This is a genomic window from Pseudonocardia sp., assembly GCF_050246655.1.
Classification (GTDB): Bacteria; Actinomycetota; Actinomycetes; order Mycobacteriales; family Pseudonocardiaceae; genus Pseudonocardia.
The window spans coordinates 1-20,632 of record NZ_JBFWVQ010000063.1 but is presented as its reverse complement, the minus strand read 5'-3'; the positions used below and the strand labels follow the sequence as shown (position 1 = coordinate 20,632).

18 protein-coding genes are annotated in these 20,632 nt (G+C 75.5%); 2 read left to right on the top strand and 16 right to left on the bottom strand.

Features of this window, described 5'->3' with window-relative positions:
• Positions 1-4: 4 nt before the first annotated feature.
• Together AB7J25_RS19380 and rpe are read right to left on the bottom strand one after the other, a co-directional pair.
• A complete protein-coding gene (locus tag AB7J25_RS19380) occupies positions 5-634 on the bottom strand; it encodes a riboflavin synthase (RefSeq protein ID WP_428510983.1) in 630 nt (209 codons plus the stop codon).
• A 5-nt stretch (positions 635-639) separates the two neighbouring features.
• Positions 640-1,320 (bottom strand): ribulose-phosphate 3-epimerase, encoded by a 681-nt coding sequence (gene rpe / locus AB7J25_RS19375; protein ID WP_428510997.1) that lies wholly within the window; start codon positions 1,318-1,320, stop codon positions 640-642.
• A gap of 120 nt (positions 1,321-1,440) precedes the next feature.
• Between rpe and AB7J25_RS19370 the strand changes: the two genes are divergently transcribed.
• Positions 1,441-2,523, top strand: coding sequence for a DUF2157 domain-containing protein (locus AB7J25_RS19370; RefSeq protein WP_428510982.1), 1,083 nt, complete (start codon positions 1,441-1,443; stop codon positions 2,521-2,523).
• A 28-nt stretch (positions 2,524-2,551) separates the two neighbouring features.
• Here the strand turns inward: AB7J25_RS19370 and AB7J25_RS19365 are convergent, their stop codons facing one another.
• The 5 genes from AB7J25_RS19365 to AB7J25_RS19345 all read right to left on the bottom strand — a co-directional run bounded on the left by AB7J25_RS19365 (position 2,552) and on the right by AB7J25_RS19345 (position 8,867).
• Positions 2,552-3,451 (bottom strand): universal stress protein, encoded by a 900-nt coding sequence (locus AB7J25_RS19365; protein WP_428510981.1) that lies wholly within the window; start codon positions 3,449-3,451, stop codon positions 2,552-2,554.
• Positions 3,452-3,569: 118 nt separating this feature from the next.
• Positions 3,570-5,018 (bottom strand): RsmB/NOP family class I SAM-dependent RNA methyltransferase, encoded by a 1,449-nt coding sequence (locus tag AB7J25_RS19360; RefSeq protein ID WP_428510980.1) that lies wholly within the window; start codon positions 5,016-5,018, stop codon positions 3,570-3,572.
• Positions 5,019-5,106: 88 nt separating this feature from the next.
• Positions 5,107-6,033, bottom strand: coding sequence for a methionyl-tRNA formyltransferase (gene fmt / locus AB7J25_RS19355; protein WP_428510979.1), 927 nt, complete (start codon positions 6,031-6,033; stop codon positions 5,107-5,109).
• Positions 6,030-6,578: a peptide deformylase gene (def, locus tag AB7J25_RS19350; RefSeq protein WP_428510978.1), complete on the bottom strand. Its 549-nt coding sequence runs from the start codon at positions 6,576-6,578 to the stop codon at positions 6,030-6,032. The genes fmt and def overlap by 4 nt, the downstream gene beginning before the upstream one ends.
• A gap of 69 nt (positions 6,579-6,647) precedes the next feature.
• Complete coding sequence (locus tag AB7J25_RS19345) at positions 6,648-8,867, bottom strand: primosomal protein N' (protein ID WP_428510977.1); 2,220 nt, start codon at positions 8,865-8,867, stop codon at positions 6,648-6,650.
• A 214-nt stretch (positions 8,868-9,081) separates the two neighbouring features.
• On the opposite strand from AB7J25_RS19345, the gene AB7J25_RS19340 reads away from it, so the two are divergent.
• Positions 9,082-9,729: a hypothetical protein gene (locus tag AB7J25_RS19340; protein ID WP_428510976.1), complete on the top strand. Its 648-nt coding sequence runs from the start codon at positions 9,082-9,084 to the stop codon at positions 9,727-9,729.
• A gap of 169 nt (positions 9,730-9,898) precedes the next feature.
• Here AB7J25_RS19340 and coaBC read toward each other — a convergent pair whose 3' ends face one another.
• The 9 genes from coaBC to AB7J25_RS19295 all read right to left on the bottom strand — a co-directional run bounded on the left by coaBC (position 9,899) and on the right by AB7J25_RS19295 (position 20,425).
• A complete protein-coding gene (gene coaBC, locus AB7J25_RS19335; protein WP_428510975.1) occupies positions 9,899-11,110 on the bottom strand; it encodes a bifunctional phosphopantothenoylcysteine decarboxylase/phosphopantothenate--cysteine ligase CoaBC in 1,212 nt (403 codons plus the stop codon).
• Positions 11,111-11,115: 5 nt separating this feature from the next.
• The gene (gene rpoZ, locus AB7J25_RS19330; protein WP_428510996.1) at positions 11,116-11,391 is read right to left on the bottom strand and encodes a DNA-directed RNA polymerase subunit omega; all 276 of its coding nucleotides are present in this window, start codon (positions 11,389-11,391) and stop codon (positions 11,116-11,118) included.
• 2 nt (positions 11,392-11,393) lie between these two features.
• A complete protein-coding gene (gene gmk / locus AB7J25_RS19325) occupies positions 11,394-12,059 on the bottom strand; it encodes a guanylate kinase (protein ID WP_428510974.1) in 666 nt (221 codons plus the stop codon).
• 66 nt (positions 12,060-12,125) lie between these two features.
• Complete coding sequence (gene mihF / locus AB7J25_RS19320) at positions 12,126-12,440, bottom strand: integration host factor, actinobacterial type (protein WP_428510973.1); 315 nt, start codon at positions 12,438-12,440, stop codon at positions 12,126-12,128.
• A gap of 415 nt (positions 12,441-12,855) precedes the next feature.
• The gene (pyrF, locus tag AB7J25_RS19315; protein ID WP_428510972.1) at positions 12,856-13,680 is read right to left on the bottom strand and encodes an orotidine-5'-phosphate decarboxylase; all 825 of its coding nucleotides are present in this window, start codon (positions 13,678-13,680) and stop codon (positions 12,856-12,858) included.
• Entirely contained in the window at positions 13,677-16,973 is a 3,297-nt protein-coding gene (gene carB / locus AB7J25_RS19310) for a carbamoyl-phosphate synthase large subunit (protein WP_428510971.1), read from the bottom strand. The genes pyrF and carB overlap by 4 nt, the downstream gene beginning before the upstream one ends.
• Positions 16,973-18,094: a glutamine-hydrolyzing carbamoyl-phosphate synthase small subunit gene (gene carA, locus AB7J25_RS19305; RefSeq protein WP_428510970.1), complete on the bottom strand. Its 1,122-nt coding sequence runs from the start codon at positions 18,092-18,094 to the stop codon at positions 16,973-16,975. Before carA ends, carB begins: the two co-directional genes overlap by 1 nt.
• A 76-nt stretch (positions 18,095-18,170) precedes the next feature.
• The gene (locus AB7J25_RS19300; protein ID WP_428510969.1) at positions 18,171-19,463 is read right to left on the bottom strand and encodes a dihydroorotase; all 1,293 of its coding nucleotides are present in this window, start codon (positions 19,461-19,463) and stop codon (positions 18,171-18,173) included.
• A complete protein-coding gene (locus AB7J25_RS19295) occupies positions 19,460-20,425 on the bottom strand; it encodes an aspartate carbamoyltransferase catalytic subunit (protein ID WP_428510968.1) in 966 nt (321 codons plus the stop codon). Before AB7J25_RS19295 ends, AB7J25_RS19300 begins: the two co-directional genes overlap by 4 nt.
• Between the last annotated feature and the right edge of the window lie 207 nt (positions 20,426-20,632).

The following is a 20,632-nucleotide window of genomic DNA, read 5'->3' as shown; positions in this document are numbered from 1 at the left end:
GCTGTCACTGCTGCACCGCTCCGTTCAGGTACGGGGTCGCGAGGCGCTCGACGTACTTGGCGACGACGTCCACCTCCAGGTTGACCGTATCTCCCGGCGCGCGGATGCCGAGCGTGGTGTGAGCCAGCGTCGTCGGGATGAGCGCCACACCGAACCCGGCCCCGCCGTCCGGATCCACCGAGGCGACCGTGAGCGACACGCCGTCCACGGCGATCGAGCCCTTCTCCACGACGTAGCGGACGAGCTCGGGCGGCAGGGTGAAGCGCAGCTCGTCGCTGCGCTCCCCCGGGGTGCGCGACACGAGCGTGCCGACGCCGTCCACGTGGCCCTGGACGATGTGCCCGCCCAGCCTGCCCCCCGCCGGGACGGCGCGTTCCAGGTTCACCGGCATGCCCGCTGCGGCGGCCGACAGGCTGGTGCGCGCGAGCGTCTCGGGCACCAGCTCGACGGTGAACGTCTTGCCGGCCGCGCCCTCGGGGTCGGTGACCGTGAGGCAGACGCCGTTGACCGCGATCGAGTCCCCGTGGCCCGCGTCCGCGCAGACCGTCGGGCCGCGGACGGTGAGCACCACGACCTCGGCCGTGCGCCGCACCTCGACGATCTCGCCGATCTCCTCGACGATCCCGGTGAACATCGGCCCTACCCCCAGCGGTGCGGCGAGGCGTGGACGACCTGCTCGCGCAGCGCCTGCACGGCCCGGGCGGGATCGTCCGCGCCGTAGACGGCGGAGCCTGCCACGAAGCAGTCGACCCCGGCCTCCGCCGCGGCCTCGATCGTGTCGGTGTTGATGCCGCCGTCGATCTCGACGAGCACCGTGAGGTGCCCGGTGTCGACCAGGCGGCGCGCGGTGCGCACCTTGTCCAGCACGTCGGCGATGAACTCCTGCCCGCCGAAGCCGGGCTCGACGCTCATCACGAGCAGCGTGTCGTAGTGCCTGAGCGTCTCGACATGAGGCTCCAGCGGCGTACCCGGCTTGACCGAAAGGCCCGCCCGGGCGCCCGCGGCGCGCAGGTCCTTCGCGAGCGCCACCGGGTCGCGGGCCGCCTCGACGTGCACGGTGACGTTGTACGAGCCCGCCTCGGCGTACCCGACCGCCCAGCGGTCCGGATCGTCGATCATGAGATGGCAGTCCACCGGGATGGCCGTGGCCTTGAGCAGCGCCTCCACGACCGGCAGCCCGAGCGTCAGGTTCGGGACGAAGTGGGCGTCCATGACGTCGACGTGCAGCCAGTCCGCACCGACGCCCGGGGCGCCGCCGACCGCCGCGGCCTCGTCGGCGAGCCGCGCGAAGTCCGCGGCCAGCAGGCTCGGGGCGATCATCGGGGGCACGTCCCGAGATTACGCCGCGGCCCGCGGCCCGGTCGGGCCGGTCGTCCGCGTGCCCGGCGGACCGGCGTGGGGCGACCCCGGCACACTGTGGAGCCCACGACGGGAGGCGGCATGGCGAGGACCGAGGAACGGGGCGACGACGGCGCGGGCGCGACGGCGGACCCCCTGGCGGACCGGCTCGCCCGGTGGGTGCGGATGGAGCTGATCACCGACGAGCAGGCGCGGCGGATCCTCGAGGCCGAGGAGGGCGGCGGGCCGGCGCAGGCACCGGCCCGGGCGGTGTCGCCGGTCGCGGAGGCGCTCGGGTACGTCGGCGGGGTGCTGGTGCTCGTCGCGGCGGTGACGCTGACCGGCCGGTACTGGACCGAGCTGCCGGTCGGCGGCCGGATCGCGATCGCGCTGGTCGCCGCCGCGCTCCTGCTGGGCATCGGGGCGGCCGTGCCGCAGGCGCACGACGCGGGGCGCCGGCTGCGCGCCGTGACCTGGACGCTGTCGGTGGTGGCCCTGGGATTCGGTGTCGGCGTGCTCACCGACGAGGCGATGCAGCTGCGCAGCGAGGTCCACGTGATGCTCACCGGCGCCGCCTGCGCCGCGTACGCGGGGGTCCTGTGGTGGCGCCTGCGGGTCGCGTTGCTGCACCTGGTGCTGGCCGCCGCCGTGTTCGTCACGGTCGGGGCCGCCACGGCGCTCCTGCCCGGGGACGACGGCGAGGTGGCCGGGCTCGCCGTCTGGGGTGCGGGCGTCGCGTGGCTGCTGCTCGGCTGGGGCGACCTGCTCCCGCCGTGGCAGGCCGCGGACGTCGCCGGCGCGGCGGCCGTGATCGTCGGGGCGGCGGTCACGCTCGACGAGTACTGGGGCCCGGCACCCGCACTGCTCACGATGGTCGGCCTCGTCGCGGCCGGTGTGGCCGTCCGCGACCTGTGGCTGACCGGGGCGGGCACGGTCGCGACGCTGACCCTGGTCCCGGCGCTGTCGCAGAAGTGGTTCCCGGACACGCTCGCCGCCCCGATCACGTTGCTCGTGGCCGGGGCCCTGCTGGTCACGCTGGCCGTGCGCGGCATCGGCCGAGCACGCAGGGGCGGACGACGGGCCTTCGGTGAGCGCCGGCCGGGGCCGCCGCGCACGGCCGTGGCCGGGGCCGCGGTGGTCGGGGTCGCCACCGCGGCCGTCGTCGTCGCGCTGGGGCTCTCCTGAGTGCGGACCGCCCGGTCGCGGCCGTGCCTCACGCCTCCCCGTGCGGCCGGACGACCGCGACCGGGCAGTCCGCATGCTGCAGGAGCGACCGGCTCACCGAGCCGAGCAGCAGGCCGCGCAGCGCGCCGCGGCCGTGCGAGCCGACGACGACGAGCTGGGCGTCCGTCGAGCGCTCCACGAGCGCCCTCGCGGGCTGGTCGGCGAGCACGACCCGGCGGACCACGACGTCGGGGTACTTCTCCGACCAGCCGGCCAGCCGCTGGGCGAGCAGCTCCTGCTCGCGGGTCTCGGCGGCCGACAGGTCGAGGAACGGCGCCGCGGCCGGATCCACGAGCATGTCCCACCAGGTGTGCACGGCCGCGAGCGGCACGCCGCGGATCGACGCGGCCTCGTAGGCGAACGCGATCGCCGCCTCGGACAGCGGCGTCCCGTCGACCCCGAGCACGACCGGCGCGTCGTCGCCAGCAGGCGGAACGTCGCCGGCAGGCACCCGGACCACCACGACCGGGCACGTCGCGCGCGCCGAGACGTCCGACGCGACCGAACCGAGCAGGAGGCCCGCGAAACCGCCGAGGCCACGGTCGCCCAGCGCGACGAGCCGTGCGGCTTTCGCCTCCTCCAGCAGCACCCGCGCGGGATCGCCCGCTGCGAGGTGGTCGGCCACCTCGACGTCGGGTTCGGCCTGGACCGCTGCGGCCCGGGCCCGGTCGAGGCGTTCCCGCGCCGCGTCCGTCACCGCGTCCCGGAAGCCCGCCCCCACGGCCGGATCGGCCAGCCACCGCTCGTCGAGCCCCACCACCACGTGCACCAGGCGCAGCGGGGCCCGCCACCGCCGTGCCTCGCGAGCCGCCCAGCGCACGGCCCGCAGTCCGGACTCGGAGCCGTCGACGCCGACGACGACCGGCCTGCTTGCGGAGGTCTCGGCCACCTCGTCCTCCCCTGCTCGGATGGACTGCTCGGATACGGCTGCACGACCGATCCTGCCCCCGGCCGGGGGGCCGGGCAGGCGCCCGAGGTCCCGGGGCGTCCGGGCCGTTGGTCCCGGCTCAGGCCGTGCGGCGCAGCAGCGCGAGGAACATCGCGTCCGTGCCGTGCCGGTGCGGCCACAGCTGCACCGTCGGCCCGTCACCCAGCTCCGGGACGCCGGGCAGGAGCGGGCGGGCGTCGACGAGCTGCACGCCCTCGCGGCGGCGCCGGATGATCCCGAGGGTCTCCGACAGGTGCGGCGAGCAGGTGACGTACGCGACCGTTCCGCCCACACGGACGTGCCGCAACGCGGCGGCGAGCAGCTCGCGCTGCAGCCGCGCGAGGCCCGCCACGTCCTCGGGCTTGCGCCGCCACCGCGCCTCGGGGCGGCGGCGGAGCGCCCCCAGGCCCGTGCACGGTGCGTCGAGCAGCACCCGGTCGTAGACGTCGTGCGGCAGCGGGGCCTCCCGCCCGTCCGCGGCGTACACGGCGACCGGCAGGCCCGCCACCGCGCGGCTGACCAGCTCCGCCCGGTGCTCGCTCACCTCGACGGCGTCCAGCGCGGCATCGTCCAGCGCGGCCAGCGCGCCGAGCAGCGTGGCCTTGCCGCCCGGGCCGGCGCACAGGTCGAGCCAGCGGCCCTCGTCCGGCCCGTCGAGCTCCGCGCGGGCCAGCGCGAGCGTGACGAGCTGGCTGCCCTCGTCCTGCACCGTCGCGAGGCCCTCGGCGACCGCGTCCAGCTCCCCGATCTCGCCCGAGCCGGGGGGCAGGTGCACCCCGTACGGCGAGTAGGGCGCCGGCTCGCCGCCGGTGACCAGCGCCAGCTCCTCGGCCGTGATCTCCCCGGGCCGTGCCAGCAGGTGCACCACGGGGCGGGTGTCATCCGCGGCGAGGGCGGCGTCCAGCTCCTCGGTGCCGCCGAGGGCGTCCGCGAACGCCTGCGCGATCCAGCGGGGATGGGCGTGCACGAAGGCGGCGTGCCCGAGCGGGTCCTCCCCCGCCGGCGGGGCCAGCTCGGCCACCCACTTCGCCTCGTCGCGCTCGGCGACGGCGCGCAGCACGCCGTTGACGAAGCCCGCCGCGCGCGAGCCGCCGTCCGCGCGCACCATCTCGACCGTCGTGTCCACAGCCGCGTGCGGCGGGATCCGGGTGCGCAGCAGCTGGTAGGCGCCCAGGCGCAGCGCGTCCAGCAGGTGCGCCTCCACGCGCGGGAGCGGGCGGTCCGTGCACGCCTCGATCACCGCGTCCAGCAGGCCCTGCGCCCGCAGGGTGCCGTAGCCCAGCTCGGTGGCGAGCGCGGCGTCGCGCTCGCGCAGCCGGTGGCGGCGCAGGATCGCCGGCATCGCGAGGTTCGCGTAGGCGTCGCGGGTGCGGACGGCGGTGAGCAGCTCCAGGGCCGCGAGACGGGCGGGGTCCAGCTCCGGCGGGCGCGTCGGCCCGGTACGGCCCCGCGGCGGCCCGGGTCCGCGGGTGTTCTGGTCCCGTCCGCGGCGACGTTGCGGGCGGCCCGACCGGCCGGGGGCGCTCACCGTGCCCACCCCACCGTCGACAACGACGTTGCGCTGATCAACAGGGCCTCCGGAGCTGCACAACGTCGTTCTCGACGGCACCGCGCGGTCACGACAGCACCTCGCCCGCCGCGATCCGCACCCCGCGGGCCCAGTCCGCCGCAGGCATCGCCCGCCTCCCCACCGGCCGCACCTCGCCCAGCTCCATCGGCGAGCCCACCGTCCCGACCAGGACGCGACGCTTCTCCGCGCGCAGCTCCCCCGGCTTCAGCTCCGGGCCCTCGACGAGCGGCCGGAGCGGGCCGAGCCCGAGCCGTTGCCCGCGGAACGTCGTCCACGCGCCGGGATCCGGCGTCACCGAGCGGACCAGCCGGTCCAGCACGAGCGGCGGCGTCGCCCAGTCCACCCGCGCGTCCTCGGCCGTCACCTTGCCGGCGTGGGAGACCCCGTCGGCAGGCTGCGGGACGGCCTGCAGGGTGCCGTCCTCGAGGCCGTCCATGGTCGCGACGAGCAGCCGGGCGCCCGACTCGGCGAGCCTGCGGAGGAGCTCGCCCGCCGTGTCGGTGAACCGGATCGGCTCGGTGACCACGCCGAACGTCGGGCCCGTGTCGAGCCCCTCCTCCAGGCGGAAGGTCGTGGCGCCGGTGATCTCGTCGCCGTGGCGCACCGCGGCCTGCACGGGTGCGGCGCCCCGCCACGCCGGGAGCAGCGAGAAGTGCAGGTTGACCCAGCCGTGCGGGGGGACGTCCAGGGCCTCGCGGCGGATCAGCGCCCCGTAGGCCACGACCGCGCAGCAGTCCGGCGCCAGCTCCCGCAGCGTGTCGAGGAACCCCGGCTCCGACGGCCGCCGCGGCGTGAAGACCGGCAGGCCCGCCTCGTCCGCGAGCGCGCCGACGGGCGACCGGACGAGCCGCCGCCCCCGGCCCGCCGGTGCGTCCGGGCGGGTGAGCACACCGACGACCTCGTGGCGCGACGCCAGGAGCGCCCGCAGCGACGGCACCGCCGCCTCGGGCGTCCCCGCGAAGAGCAGCCTCACGTGACCTTCCCGAACAGGGGGTGCGGGCTGACCTTCACCACGGGCTCGGGCTCGCCGAACCACCGCGCGGCCCGGATCTCGCGCATCGCGATCTTGCGGGTCTCCGGGTCGAGCCGGTCCACGAACAGGATTCCGTCGAGGTGGTCGGTCTCGTGCTGCACGCACCGGGCGAGCAGCTCCGTGCCCTCCAGCGTGACGGGCTCGCCGTGGGAGTCCCAGCCGTGCGCGACGACGTGCAGGTGGCGCCGGCAGTCCCAGGTCATGCCAGGGATCGACAGGCAGCCCTCCGGCCCGTACTGCTCCTCGTCGCCCACCCTCTCGAACGTCGGGTTCACGAGGTGGCCGGAGATGCCGTCCACGTCGTAGGTGAACACCCGCAGCGACACCCCCAGCTGCGGCGCGGCGAGGCCCGCCCCGCCCAGGTCGTGCATCGTGTCGGTGAGATCGGCCACCAGCTTGCGCAGCTCGGCGTCGAACGTGGTGACCTCGGCCGCGCGCGTGCGCAGCACCGGGTCGCCGAACAGCCGGACGGGCTGGGTGGACACGGTTCTCCCTCATGGCGTCGCGGGCGGGGGACCTGGATCGGACCGGGTCGATTCTGCCACCGCGCGGCGCTACAGCTGCGCGGGATCCACCCGCACCCGTACCGGCTCGGCGGCCTTGCGCGCCGTCCGCACCGCCTGGGCCGCGGCGAGCGCCGCCGCGAGGGCCCGCCCGTGCGGGCGCGCCACGCGCAGCAGCACCCGCTCCTGCGGCTCCTCCCCGTCGGGCACGTCGACGTCGACGGGCCCGAGCACGTCGACCTCCTCCATCTCGGCCTGCACCGCCGCCACGATCTCGGCCACCGCCTCCGGCGCCCCCTCGACCGCGGCCATCCGCGCCGCGGGCGGGAAACCGACCTCGGACCGGCCCGCGAGCTCGGCGGCGGCGTGCCCGGCGGGGTCCCAGCGCACCAGCGCCTGGACGACCGCGAGCCCCGGCTCCGCGACCACCACCACCCGGCCCCCGTCCGCCGCGGGTACGACCAGCGCGGCCGCCGCCATCCAGCGGCGCAGCGTCTCCTCGGCCACCCGCAGGTCCGGACGGGCGAGCAGCGCCCAGCCGTCGAGCAGCAGCGCCGCGCCGTACCCGCCCGGTGCGACGGGTTCGGCCCCGGGGGTGGCGACCACCAGCTCCCGCCCGCCCGGGACCGTCGCGAGCACCGGGGCGCCGCCGCCGGACGAGCGCACCGCGACGCCGGGGAACGCCCTGCCGAGCTCCTCGGCCGTCCGGCCGGCCCCGACGGCCCCGGCTCGCAGTCGAGCCGACCCGCACGCGCCGCAGCGGAACGCCGGCTCCGCGCGGCCGCACCAGCGGCAGTGCGGGAGCGCGGCCCGGTCCGACTCGGTGGCCCCGGCGCCGGGCCCCGCAGCCCCGCGGGGGATGGCGAGCGGCCCGGCGCAGCGGCGGCAGCGCGCCGCCTCCCGGCACGCCGCGCAGGCGAGCCACGGCAGGTAGCCGGCCCGGGGCACCTGCACGAGCACCGGCCGGTCCGCGGCGAGCGCCGCGCGGGCGGCCTCGAACGCCGGCCCGGGGACGCGAGCGGCGCGGGCGTCCGGGTCGCGCAGCAGCTGCGCGTCGCTCTCCCCCGGCGCCGTGACGCGCGGGGCGGCGGCCCGGACCGTCGCCCGCTGCGCCACGACCTCCCGCGCCCACCCGGACTCGACGAGCAGCTGGCCCTCCGCCGTACGGGCGTACCCGCCGACCAGCAGCGCCGCCCCCGCGGCGTGCGCCCGCGCCACGAGGACGTCGCGCGCGTGCGGGTACGGCGCGCGGGGCTCGGCGTGCAGGTCGTCGCCGTCGTCCCAGACGGCCAGCAGCCCCGGCCGCCCGACCGGGGCGAACGCCGCGGCCCGCGTCCCGACGACCACCCGGACCTCGCCGCGCAGCACCCGCAGCCACCGCCGGTAGCGCTCCGCGGGCCCCAGGTCGGCGGTCAGTGCGACGACGGCCTCCGCACCGAGCAGCTCGCCGCACGCGGCGTGCAGCCGATCCACGTCACGCTGGTCCGGCACGACGAGGACGGCGCCACGTCCGGTCGCGGCCGTCGCCGCCGCCGCGGCGGCGAGCTGCCGGGGCCAGTCCTCCCCCGGCAGCGCCTGCCAGACGGCATGGGCGGCCCGCCCGCCGGCGAGCGCGTCGAGCAGCGCCGGGCCGTGGACGTAGCGGCCCCAGGCCGCACCCGCCCCGTCCGGCGCCCCATCCACCCCGCCCGCGCCCACGCCGCCCGCGCCCACGCCGCCCGCGTCCGTCCCGCGAGTTGCGCGTTCCGCGGCCGCGAGTTGCGCATCCGGCGGCCGCGAGTTGCGCATCTCATCAGGCCGTGATGCACCGTCCGCAGGCGCCGCGCCGGGATCCGCGCCGCCCGCCCCGACAGCGCGGCCCCCGTCCCGGCGCTGCGCCTCCACCCGGGCGTGCCGGGGCGGCACCGCCATCCGCACGACGTCGGCGAACACCCCGGCGTACCGGTCCGCCACCGTCCGGCAGAGCGCCGCGATCTCGGCGGTGAGCACGGGCTCGGGCGACACGACCCGCTCGATCCAGGCGAGCCGCCCGCCGTGGTCGGACTCCTCGACCCGGTCCAGGAGGAAGGCGTCGACGAGGCGGCCGGCGAACCGCACCCGCAGCCGGACGCCGGGGACCGCCGTCACGTCCAGGTGGGCGGGGACCCGGTAGTCGAACGGGCGGTCCAGGTGGGCCAGCGCCACGTCCACGGCGACGCGGGCGACGGGCAACCGCGGCGCGGGACGCCACTCGCCCCGCGTGCTCCGCCCGCGGGACAGGGTCCGGCTCACGGGGACGGTGTACCAGACGGGTCCGCCGATCCGTCGTCGTCGGAGCGGGTACGGGGGACGCCTCGGCCCGGCCGCGCCGTCACCGTCCGTGCCCACCGTCGGGACACGCCGCCGGTTCGTCACCAGTTCGAGTGGTATCGCGGCAGATACCGAATCGGTAACGGGGGCGCTCGTTGGGCCGGGAGAACACCCCACCCGACGGAGGTTCCAGAAGATGAAGGCGTTGCAGGGACCGGCCCGCGTGGCCGCCGTGGCCGCCGTGGTCGGCGCGGTCGCCGCGGTCGGCGCCGGCACCGTGTTCGTGGTCGGAACGGCGTCCGCCGCCGAGCCCGCGAAGTGCGTCGATAACGTGAACGTCCGCGAGGAGCCGCGGATCGACTCCCGGGTCATCGCGCTCTGCGAGGCCGGCACGGTGGTCGAGGCCGGCGAGGTCCGCAACGGGTTCGTCAAGCTCACCGACCTCGGTGGCTGGTCGGCCCAGGAGTACGTCTCGATCAACGGCCAGAAGCCGGTCAAGCCCAGCACGGGCCGCGACACCGGCGGCGCGACGAAGACCGAGGACGGCGAGACCCCGTCCAGCTCGCGGGGCCGCGGCAGCGGCAGCGGCAACGACGACTCCGCCACCACCGGCAGCAGTCGCGACGCCACCGGCACCGAGGACTCCACCGCCACGAAGGGCGCCGAGGACTCCACCGCGAAGACCACGGACGAGGACGCCGACGCCGCGGACGGCAAGCGTTCCGAGAGCCGCACCAACGGCCAGAAGGACGCGAAGGACACCAAGAGCGGCGACGCTGCCTCGGGCGCCCAGTCGGCCCCGAAGCCCGCAGCTCCCGGCGGTGGCCTGCTCCCCGCCCTGTGACGGGTCGGCGGGCGGCCGTCTGACGGCCGCCCCGGCCGGCGCCCGCGGTCCGCTCCGGATCCCCGAGTCCGTCCGAGCGACCCGTCCGCGGGCCCGGCCACCGTCGCGGGTCTCGGGAACCGCGGTGGCGGCGCCGGAGGGTGCGCGACGATCAGGGCGAGAGCGCTGATCAGCGCAGCCGCGCCGCCACCGCGTCCCAGACCCGGGACGCGAGGAGTGCCTTCGAGCCGTGCTCGAGCGTGGTCTCGGTGCCGTCCGCACCGAGCAGCCATCCGGCGTTGTCGGCGACCTCGAACGCCACGCCATCCCCGACGGCGTTCACGACGAGCAGGTCGCAGCCCTTGCGGGCGAGCTTGGCCCGGCCGTGATGCAGGGCGTCGCCGCGGTCGTCGCCCGTCTCGGCCGCGAATCCCACGATCACCTGGCCGGGTTCGCGGGCGGCCACCAGCTCGACCAGGACGTCCGGGTTGGTGGTGAGCCGGACGGGCGCGGGTTCCGCGCCGTCCTTCTTGATCTTGTGCTCGGCGAGCGAGACCGGCCGGAAATCGGCGACCGCCGCCGCCATCACCAGTGCGTCCGCGCCCTTCGCGGCGGTGTGCATCGCGTCGCGCAGCTCGCGCGCCGAGCCGACCCGCACGACGTGCACGGCTGCCGGGTCGCCCAGGTCCGCCGTGTGCGCGGCGACGAGCGTGACGTCCGCCCCGCGCTGCGCGGCCACCTGCGCGAGCGCCCAGCCCTGACGCCCCGAGGAGCGGTTGCCGAGGAATCGCACCGGGTCCATGGCCTCGCGGGTGCCGCCCGCGGAGACGACGACGCGGTGCCCCTCCAGGTCTCGCGGCAGCGCGTCGGGGCGTTCGAGCAGCAGGCGGGCCAGCCCGGCGATCTCGACCGGCTCGGGAAGCCGCCCCGGCCCGGTGTCGGCACCGGTGAGCCGGCCAGAGGCAGGCTCCATGACGACGGCCCCGCGCGAGCGCAGCAGCGCCACGTTGTCGCGGGTGGCGGGATGCTCCCACATCTCGGTGTGCATCGCGGGCGCGTACAGCACCGGGCAGCGCGCAGTGAGCAGGGACGCGGTGAGCAGGTCGTCCGCGCGGCCGTGGGCGGCACGGGCGAGCAGGTCGGCCGTCGCCGGGGCGACGACGACCAGGTCGGCCTGCTGGCCGAGCCGCACGTGCGGCACCGAGGGGACGTCGGTGAAGACGTCGGTGTGCACCGGCTGCCCGGACAGGGCCTCGAACGTGGCCGCCCCGACGAACTCCAGTGCGGACGCCGTGGGCAGGACGCGCACGGAGTGACCGGTCTCGGTCAGCCGACGCAGCAGCTCCGCGCTCTTGTAGGCGGCGATGCCGCCTGCGACGCCCAGCAGGACCCGAGGCGTCACAGCTCCTACTCGGCGCCCTCGGTGTGCTCCAGCATGCCGCCCTGGATCTCGCGCATCGCGATCGACAGCGGCTTCTCCCTGGCTCCCGGCTCGACGAGCGGGCCGACGTACTCCAGCAGGCCCTCGCCGAGCTGGGAGTAGTAGTCGTTGATCTGGCGGGCGCGCTTCGCGGCGTAGATCACCAGCGCGTACTTCGAGCTCACCTGGCCGAGCAGGTCGTCGATCGGCGGGTTGGTGATGCCCTCGGGGACGGCGCCGGCGGACGAGGCGGTCAGCGGCATGCTCACTCGGGAACTCCTGGTACTGGGCCTGGTACGGGCACGGTGCCGGACACTCCGGCGCCGGGGGTCGGGGCGCGGCCATCGCCTGGGGCGTGCGCGCGGCCGACCAACAACTCTACCAATCGGGCGACGACCCGGTTCACGTCGTCGTTGACCACGGCGACGTCGAACTCGTCGCGGGCCGCGAGCTCCTCCCGAGCCGTGACGAGCCTGCGGGCGTAGGCGGCCTCGGACTCGGTGCCGCGGCCCCGCAGCCGGCGCGCCAGCTCCTCGAACGACGGTGGCTCGAGGAAGACCGTCACGGCCTCGGGCATCGCCTCCTTGACCGCCCGCGCGCCCTGGAGGTCGACCTCCACCAGCACCGGCCGGCCGGCTTCCAGCGCCCGCTCGACGGGCTCGCGCGGCGTGCCGGAGCGCTGCAGGCCGCCGTGGATCTCGGCCCACTCCAGGAGCGACCCGGTGGCGATCAGCTCGTCGAACCCGGCGTCGCCGACGAAGCGGTAGTCCACGCCGTCCACCTCGCCCGGGCGCGGCTCGCGCGTCGTCGCCGAGACGCTGAACACCAGGTCGGGCAGCGCGACCCGCAGCCGGGTGACCACGCTGCTCTTGCCGACGCCGGAGGGGCCGGCAAGGACGACCAGCCGGCCCCTCCCGGGACGCTGCGCCATCACGGGGCCGCCATCACGCGGGCCATCACGCGGCCACCGAGCGCCGTAGCTGCGGGTGGTGCCGGTTCAGGAGTCGAAGTCCGCCAGCAGCGCCTTGCGCTGCCGCTCGCCCAGTCCGCGTAGGCGACGGCTCGGCGCGATCTCCAGCCGCTCCATGATCTGGGCGGCACGGACCTTGCCGACGCCGGGCAGGGCCTCGAGCAGAGCCGAGACCTTCATCTTGCCCAGCACCTCGTCGTCGTCGGACTGCTTGAGGACGTCACCGAGCGTGGTGCCGCCCCGCTTCAGACGCTCCTTCAGCTCTGCCCGGGTACGGCGCGCGGCGGCGGCCTTCTCCAAGGCGGCTGCGCGCTGTTCCTCGGTCAGCTGGGGAAGGGCCACGATCTCCTCCGCTTTCTCTGCAGTTCAAGAGGGTGTTCGCCGAAACTACTCACGAACCGTTCGGGACGGGTAACGGGGGTCGGTACCAGGAGGTTCCTGATGGCGACCACCCGTCCGAGCGATACCACGCCGATCGCCGTGGCGCTGTTCACGACCCGCCCGTTCGGCGCATGCGAACGACCGGACCGATCCGGGCACGGAGGCACTACGGCCCGAGAACGGCCGCAGATGCGGTCCTCGGCGACGGATCCGGCCGTCCGTCGCGCCGTCGGCGCCGGATGCACCTGGGGCAGGCCGTTCGGCGCAGCGAGGTGTGGGCCTGCGCACCCGGCGCCGTCCGGGCGCTCGGGCGCGCCGGACGGCTCATCCGGTCGGGCAGGGAAGCCGCCCGGCCGTGCCCACCGGGCCCGGCCGGTCATTCCGCCGCCGCCGCGATCTCCTCGTTGAGGGCGAGCGCGGCGGCGCGCAGCCGCGCGACCGACGGTCCCGCCGCGAGGACGGACCGTGACGCCGCGGGCAGGACGACGCCGTCCAGGCCCGCGAAGAGCCCGGCGAGCTCGCCCGGCGTGGCGCCCTGGGCGCCGAGCCCGGGGGCGAGGACCGGCCCGTGCAGCGCGGAGAGGTCCAGCCCGTGGTCGCGGGTGGCGCCCACGACCACGCCGGTGCCGCCGAGGGGGTCGGCACCGGCGTTGCGCGCGGCGGCGTCGTCCACGACCACCTGGGCCACCGTGCGGCCCGCGAGCGCCGCGAGCTGCACCTGCGCCCCTTCCGGGTTGGAGGTGCGGGCGAGCACGAACACTCCGCGGCCCGCGTCCTCGGCGGTGCGGATCGCCGCGGCGAGCGAGCCGGGGCCGAGGTAGGGCGAGAGCGTCACCGCGTCGGCGCCGAGCGGCGCGCCGACCCGCAGGTACGCGTCGGCGTAGCCGTCCATCGTCGAACCGATGTCACCGCGCTTGACGTCCAGGATCGTGAGCGTGGACGACTCGCCGAGTGCCGCCAGCACGCGCTCCAGCACGGCGATCCCGGCCGACCCGTGCCGCTCGAAGAACGCCGACTGCGGCTTCACCACGGCCACCTGCCCCGCGAACGCCTCGACGCAGGTCAGGGCGAACCGGTCCAACCCGTCGGTGTCGTCGGTGAGCCCCCAGGCGGCCAGCAGCGCCGGGTGCGGATCGATGCCGGCGCACAGCGGCCCGTGCGCCCGCACGACCGCGACGAGGCGCGCGCCGAAGGGCGTCACGCGCGGGCCTTCAGCAGCGCCGCGTGGGCGTCCTGCAGCGAGCGCACGCCGATCGTGTCGCCCAGCATCGCCTCGATCCCCTGCACCGCGGCCGCCGCGCCCTGCACCGTCGTGATGCACGGCACGCCACGCGAGACGGCGGCGGCCCGGATCTCGTAGCCGTCCACGCGGGGGCCTGCGTTGCCGTAGGGCGTGTTGAGGATGAGGTCGACCTGGCCGTCCAGGATGAGGTCGACGATCGTCTCGCCCCCCTCGAAGTGCTTGCGCACCACGATCGGGCTCAGGCCGTGGCGGCGCAGGACGTCCGCCGTGCCCGCGGTGGCGAGCAGCTCGAAGCCCAGGTCGGCCAGCCGCCGCACCGGGAAGACCATGGCCCGCTTGTCCCGGTCCGCGAGCGAGACGAACACCCGCCCGCACGTGGGCAGCGACCCGTACGCCCCCGCCTGGGACTTCGCGAACGCCGGCCCGAAGGACGCGTCGATGCCCATGACCTCGCCGGTGGACTTCATCTCCGGGCCCAGCAGCGGGTCCACACCGTGGCCGGCGCGGGTGCGGAACCGGTGGAACGGCAACACCGCCTCCTTGACCGCCACCGGGGCGTCCGCGGGCAGCTCCGCGCCGTCCCCGCTCGCCGGGAGCGCTCCCTCGGCCCGCAGCTCCGCGATCGTGGAGCCGAGCATGATCCGGGCGGCGGCCTTGGCCAGCGGCACGGCCGTCGCCTTCGACACGAACGGCACGGTGCGCGACGCTCGCGGGTTGGCCTCCAGCACGTAGAGGGTCTCGCCGTACAGCGCGTACTGGACGTTGAGCAGCCCGTTCACGCCGACCCCGTGGGCGATGGCCTCGGTGGAACGACGCACGGCGTCGATGATCGACGCCCCGAGGGTGACGGGCGGGAGCGCGCACGCGGAGTCCCCGGAGTGCACCCCGGCCTCCTCGATGTGCTCCATGACGCCGCCGATGAAGACCTCCGTGCCGTCGCACAGGGCGTCGACGTCGATCTCGATCGCGTCGTCGAGGAACCGGTCGACGAGGACGGGCCGGTCCGGGGAGATCGTCGTGGCGCGGGCGATGTAGCCGGCGAGGGTGTCCTCGTCGTAGACGATCTCCATGCCGCGCCCGCCGAGCACGTACGAGGGCCGCACGAGCACGGGGTAGCCGATGCGGTCGGCGATCTCGCGGGCCTGCTCGAACGAGGTCGCCGTGCCGAACGCGGGCGCGGGCAGGCCGGCGCGGCGCAGCACCTCGCCGAACGCGCCGCGGTCCTCGGCGAGGTCGATGGCGGCCGCCGAGGTCCCGACCACCGGGACGCCCGCCGCGGTGAGCCGTTGCGCGAGCCCCAGCGGCGTCTGCCCGCCGAGCTGCACGATCACGCCCGCGACCGTGCCGGAGGCCTGCTCGGCGTGCACGACCTCCAGGACGTCCTCGAACGTGAGCGGCTCGAAGTAGAGGCGGTCCGCGGTGTCGTAGTCCGTGGAGACGGTCTCCGGGTTGCAGTTGACCATCACGGTCTCGAAGCCGGCTTCGCGCAGCGCCATCACCGCGTGCACGCAGGAGTAGTCGAACTCGATGCCCTGCCCGATCCGGTTCGGGCCGGAGCCGAGGATGATCACCTTCGGTTTCACGGTCTGCGGGGCCACCTCGGACTCGGCCGCCGGGTCCGTCTCGTAGGCCGAGTAGTGGTACGGGGTGCGGGCGGCGAACTCGGCCGCGCACGTGTCGACGGTCTTGTAGACCGGACGCACCCCCATGCGCTGGCGCAGGGCACGCACGCCGTCCTCACCCGCGAGCTCGGGGCGCAGCGCCGCGAGCTGGCGGTCCGAGAGACCGGCGCGCTTGGCGCGGCGCAGCAGCGGCTCGTCCAGCACGGGGGCGTCGAGGATCTCGCCGCGCAGCTCGACCAGCCCGGCGATCTGGTCGACGAACCACGGGTCGATCCCCGAACGCGCCGCGACGTCCGCGACCGACGCGCCGTGGCGCAGCTCGCGCTCCACGGCGTAGATGCGCCCGTCGGTCGGGGTCTCGACGGGCACGTCGGTGTCCGGTGCCGTCCAGAACCCGGCCGCCGCGGTCTCCATCGAGCGCATCGCCTTGCCCAGCGCCTCCGGGAAGGACCGGCCCAGCGACATCGCCTCGCCGACGCTCTTCATCGTCGTCGTCAGCTCGGTGTCCGCCCCCGGGAACTTCTCGAACGCGAACCGCGGGATCTTCACGACGACGTAGTCCAGCGTCGGCTCGAACGCGGCCGGGGTCTCGCCGGTGATGTCGTTGCGGATCTCGTCGAGTGTGTAGCCGACGGCGAGCCTCGCCGCGATCTTGGCGATCGGGAAGCCGGTGGCCTTCGACGCGAGCGCCGAGGACCGCGACACCCGCGGGTTCATCTCGATGACGACCAGGCGCCCGGTGCCGGGATGCACCGCGAACTGGATGTTGCAGCCGCCGGTGTCGACGCCGACCGCGCGCAGCACCGCGATGCCGACGTCGCGCATGTGCTGGTACTCGCGGTCGGTGAGCGTCATCACGGGCGCCACGGTGATCGAGTCGCCCGTGTGCACGCCCATCGGGTCGACGTTCTCGATCGAGCAGACGACCACCACGTTGTCGTGGCGGTCGCGCATCAGCTCGAGCTCGTACTCCTTCCACCCGAGCACGGACTCCTCGATCAGCACCTCCGTGACCGGGGACGCCGCGAGGCCTGCGCCCGCGAGGCGGTCGAGGTCCTCCGGCGTGTGGGCCATGCCCGAGCCGAGGCCGCCCATCGTGAACGACGGGCGGATCACCACCGGCAGTCCCAGCTCGGCGACCGCTTCGCGCACCTCCGCCATGGAGTGGCACACCGCGCTGCGCGGCACGTCGCCGCCGCAGGCCTGCACGATCTCCTTGAACTTGAGCCGGTCCTCGCCGCGCTCGATCGCGTCGACGTCCGCGCCGATCAGCTCGACGCCGTAGCGCTCGAGGACCCCGCGCTCGTGCAGCGCGATCGCGGTGTTCAGCGCCGTCTGCCCGCCCAGCGTGGCGAGGATCGCCGTGACGGGCGTGCCGGCGTCGCGCTCGGCGGCGAGCACCTTCTCGACGAACTCCGGTGTGATCGGCTCGACGTAGGTGGCGTCGGCGAACTCCGGGTCCGTCATGATCGTCGCCGGGTTGGAGTTGATCAGTGACACCCGGATGCCCTCGGCGCGCAGGACGCGGCAGGCCTGGGTGCCGGAGTAGTCGAACTCGCAGGCCTGGCCGATGACGATCGGGCCGGAGCCGATGACGAGGACGTGGCCGACGTCGTCGCGGCGGGGCATCAGCGGTCCTCCATCAGCTCGACGAACCGGTCGAACAGGTCGGCGGCATCGTGCGGTCCTGCCGCGGCCTCCGGGTGGTACTGGACGGAGAACGCGCGCGCGGATCCGTTGCTGACGAGCCGCAGGCCCTCGACGCAGCCGTCGTTGGGGCAGGTGTGGGTGATCTCGCCGGTGCCGAACGGGGTGTCGAACCGCTCCCCCGCCTCACCTGCGACGGCGAACCCGTGGTTCTGCGACGTGATCGCGACCCGGCCGGTGGCGTGCTCGACCACCGGGATGTTGATGCCGCGGTGGCCGTAGCGCAGCTTGTAGGTGCCGAGGCCGAGCGCGCGGCCCAGGATCTGGTTGCCGAAGCAGATCCCGAAGAGCGGGATCCCCCGCTCCAGCACCTGCCGCGTCAGCGCGACGGGCGCGTCGGCCGTGGCGGGATCCCCCGGGCCGTTGGAGAGGAAGAACCCGTCGGGGCGCAGCTCCTCGACGGCCGCGAACGGGGTGTCGGCGGGCAGCACGTGCACCTCGACGCCGCGGGCGGCGAGCATGCGCGGGGTGTTCGCCTTGATCCCGACGTCCAGCGCCGCGACCCGGTGGCGCCGCTCGCCGACGGCGGGTACGACGTACGGCTCGCGGGTGGTGACCGCGCCGTAGAGGTCGGCGCCCTCCATCGGCGGGCTGGCGAGCACCCGCTGCACCAGGTCGTCGTCCGGGCCCAGGGCGTCCCCGGAGAAGACCCCGGAGCGCATCGCGCCGCGCTCGCGCAGGTGGCGCACCAGCGCGCGCGTGTCGATCCCCGCCACGCCCACGATCCCCTGCCCGCGCAGCTGCTCCGGAAGCGAGCTCGTCGCGCGCCAGTTCGACGGGCTGCGCGACGGGTCGCGCACCACGTACCCGGCGACCTGGATGCGCGTGGACTCGTCGTCCTCGTCGTTCCAGCCGGTGTTGCCGATCTGCGGCGCGGTCTGCACGACGATCTGGGCGTGGTAGCTGGGGTCGGTCAGCGTCTCCTGGTAGCCGGTCATGCCGGTGGTGAAGACCGCCTCGCCCAGGGCCTGACCGGCGGCGCCGAACTCCTCGCCACGGAAGATCCGCCCGTCCTCCAGGACCAGCAGCGCGGGCCCGGTCACCGTGGCCGCCCCGTCGAGAACGACGTTGTGCTGATCAACAAGGCCTCCGGAGCTGCGTAACGTCGTTCTCGACGGTTCATGCGGCGACCCCGGTGCGGGCCGTGACCCGGCCGCGCAGGATCGTCGCGACCACCGTTGCGGGCAGCCGCATCCCCTCGTACGGGGTGTTCGCCGCGATGCTCGCGAGGTTCGCCCCGCGCACCGTCCAGACCTCGTCCGGGTCGACGAGCACGAGGTTGGCCGGCTCCCCCACCGCGATCGGGCGGCCCTGGTCCGGCAGCCCGACGATCTCCGCGGGCCGTTCCGAGAGCACGCGGGCCACCCCGCGCCAGTCCAGCAGGCCCGGCTCGACCATCGTGTGCACGACGATCGACAGCGCCGTCTGCAGTCCCAGCATCCCGGGCCGGGCCGCCTGCCACTCGGTGTCCTTGTACTGGCTCGCGTGCGGCGCGTGGTCGGTGGCCACGACGTCGATCAGGCCCTCGGCGAGCGCGGCGCGCATCGCCGCGGTGTCCGACGCCGTCCGCAGCGGTGGGTTGACCTTGTTCACCGGGTCGTAGCCGGTCAGGCGGCCGTCGGTGAGCAGCAGGTGGTGCGGGGTGACCTCCGCGCTCACCCGCACCCCGGCCGCCTTCGCCGCCCGCAGCACCTCGACGGTGTGCGCGGAGGAGATGTGGCACACGTGCAGCGCCGCCCCCGCCTCGCGGGCGAGCGCGCAGTCGCGGGCGACGATCGTCTCCTCCGCGGTAGCGGGCCAGCCGGCGAGCCCCAGCCGGGAGGCGACCACGCCCTCGTGGGCCTGCGCGCCCGCGGTGAGCCGCGGGTCCTCGGCGTGCTGGGCGATCACGACCTCCAGCGCCGAGGCGTACTCCAGCGCGCGGCGCATGATCAACGGGTCGTGGACGCAGCGGCCGTCGTCGGAGAACATCCGCACCTGCGCGCGCGAGCGCGCCATCGTGCCCAGCTCGGCCATCTTCGAGCCCTCGAGCCCGACGGTGACCGCACCGACCGGGTGCACGTCGACGAGCCCGACCTCCTCGCCGCGGCGGCGCACGTGCTCCACGACGACGTCCGTGTCGGCCACCGGGTCGGTGTTGGGCATCGCGAACACCGCGGTGAAACCGCCGAGCGCCGCCGCGCGCGAGCCCGTCGCGATCGTCTCGGACTCCTCACCGCCGGGTTCGCGCAGGTGGGTGTGCAGGTCGACGAAACCCGGGAGCAGCACCAGTCCCGCAGCGTCGATCGTCTCGGCCCCCTCGGGGGCGGTGACGTCCGGGCCCAGCTCGGCGATCACCCCGTCCCGCACGAGGAGGCCGACCGCCTCGCCCTGCCCGTAAGGCTTCGCATCGCTCAGGAAGAGATCGGTCACTGGGGCGCTCCCGCGAGCAGGTGGTAGAGGACGGCCATCCGCACGTGCACGCCGTTGCGCACCTGGGCGAGGATCGCCGCGGACGGCGAGTCGGCCACCGCCGGCGCGATCTCCATGCCGCGCACCATCGGGCCGGGATGCAGCACCACGGCGTGCTCGGGCAGCAGCGCCGCGCGGGCCTCCGTGAGGCTGTAGCCGATCACGTACTCGCGGGCCGACGGGAAGAACGCGCCGTGCATGCGCTCGGCCTGCACCCGCAACATCATCACCGCGTCCAGCGTGGACAGCTCGGCGTCCAGGTCCGTGCTCACCCGGCACGGCCACTCCCCGACCCCGACGGGTAGCAGCGTCGGGGGTGCCACGAGCACCACCTCCGCGCCGAGCGTCGCGAGCAGGAAGACGTTGGAGCGGGCCACCCGGCTGTGCAGGATGTCCCCGACGATCCCGACCCGGCGCCCGGCGACAGTGCCCAGCCGGTCGCGCAACGTGGCGGCGTCCAGCAGGGCCTGCGTCGGGTGCTCGTGGGTGCCGTCGCCCGCGTTCACCACGGCCGTGGACGTCCCGGCCCCGTTCGGGCCGACCGCGCCCGCGGCCGCGTCCCGTTCCGCCCAGTACGCGAGCCGGTGCGCCGCGCCCGACGCGGGATGGCGGACGATCACGCAGTCCGCGCCCATCGCGGCGAGCGTGGCCGCGGTGTCGCGCAGGGACTCGCCCTTCGACACCGACGAGCCCTTCGCCGACACGTTCACCGTGTCCGCGCTCATCCACTTGCCCGCGATCTCGAACGACACGCGGGTGCGGGTGGAGTCCTCGTAGAACATCGTCACGACGGTGCGCCCGCGCAGCGTGGGGAGCTTGCGGACCTCGCGGCCCAGGAGGGCCTGGCGCAGCCGGTCCGAGGTGTCGAGCAGGCCGGTGGCGGTGGCGGCGTCGAGGTCGGTGACCGCGAGCAGGTGCTTCATTCGCCCTCCACCTCCGTCCCCCCGGGTCGGTTCCAGGCTCGCTCCGCTCCTCGCTCGCTGACGCTCGCTGCGATGCTCACTCGCCCTCCACCTCCGTCCCCCCGGGTCGGTTCCAGGCTCGCTCCGCTCCTCGCTCGCTGACGCTCGCTGCGATGCTCACTCGCCCTCCACCTCCCCGCCTCCCTGCTCGAGCAGACGCTCGATCAG

Coding starts and splice junctions, on each gene's coding strand:
- AB7J25_RS19380 (WP_428510983.1), bottom strand. CDS start 634: ATGTTCACCGGGATCGTCGAGGAGATCGGCGAGATCGTCGAGGTGCGG.
- rpe (WP_428510997.1), bottom strand. CDS start 1,320: ATGATCGCCCCGAGCCTGCTGGCCGCGGACTTCGCGCGGCTCGCCGAC.
- AB7J25_RS19370 (WP_428510982.1), top strand. CDS start 1,441: ATGGCGAGGACCGAGGAACGGGGCGACGACGGCGCGGGCGCGACGGCG.
- AB7J25_RS19340 (WP_428510976.1), top strand. CDS start 9,082: ATGAAGGCGTTGCAGGGACCGGCCCGCGTGGCCGCCGTGGCCGCCGTG.
- rpoZ (WP_428510996.1), bottom strand. CDS start 11,391: ATGCCGCTGACCGCCTCGTCCGCCGGCGCCGTCCCCGAGGGCATCACC.
- gmk (WP_428510974.1), bottom strand. CDS start 12,059: ATGGCGCAGCGTCCCGGGAGGGGCCGGCTGGTCGTCCTTGCCGGCCCC.
- carB (WP_428510971.1), bottom strand. CDS start 16,973: ATGCCCCGCCGCGACGACGTCGGCCACGTCCTCGTCATCGGCTCCGGC.
- AB7J25_RS19295 (WP_428510968.1), bottom strand. CDS start 20,425: ATGAAGCACCTGCTCGCGGTCACCGACCTCGACGCCGCCACCGCCACC.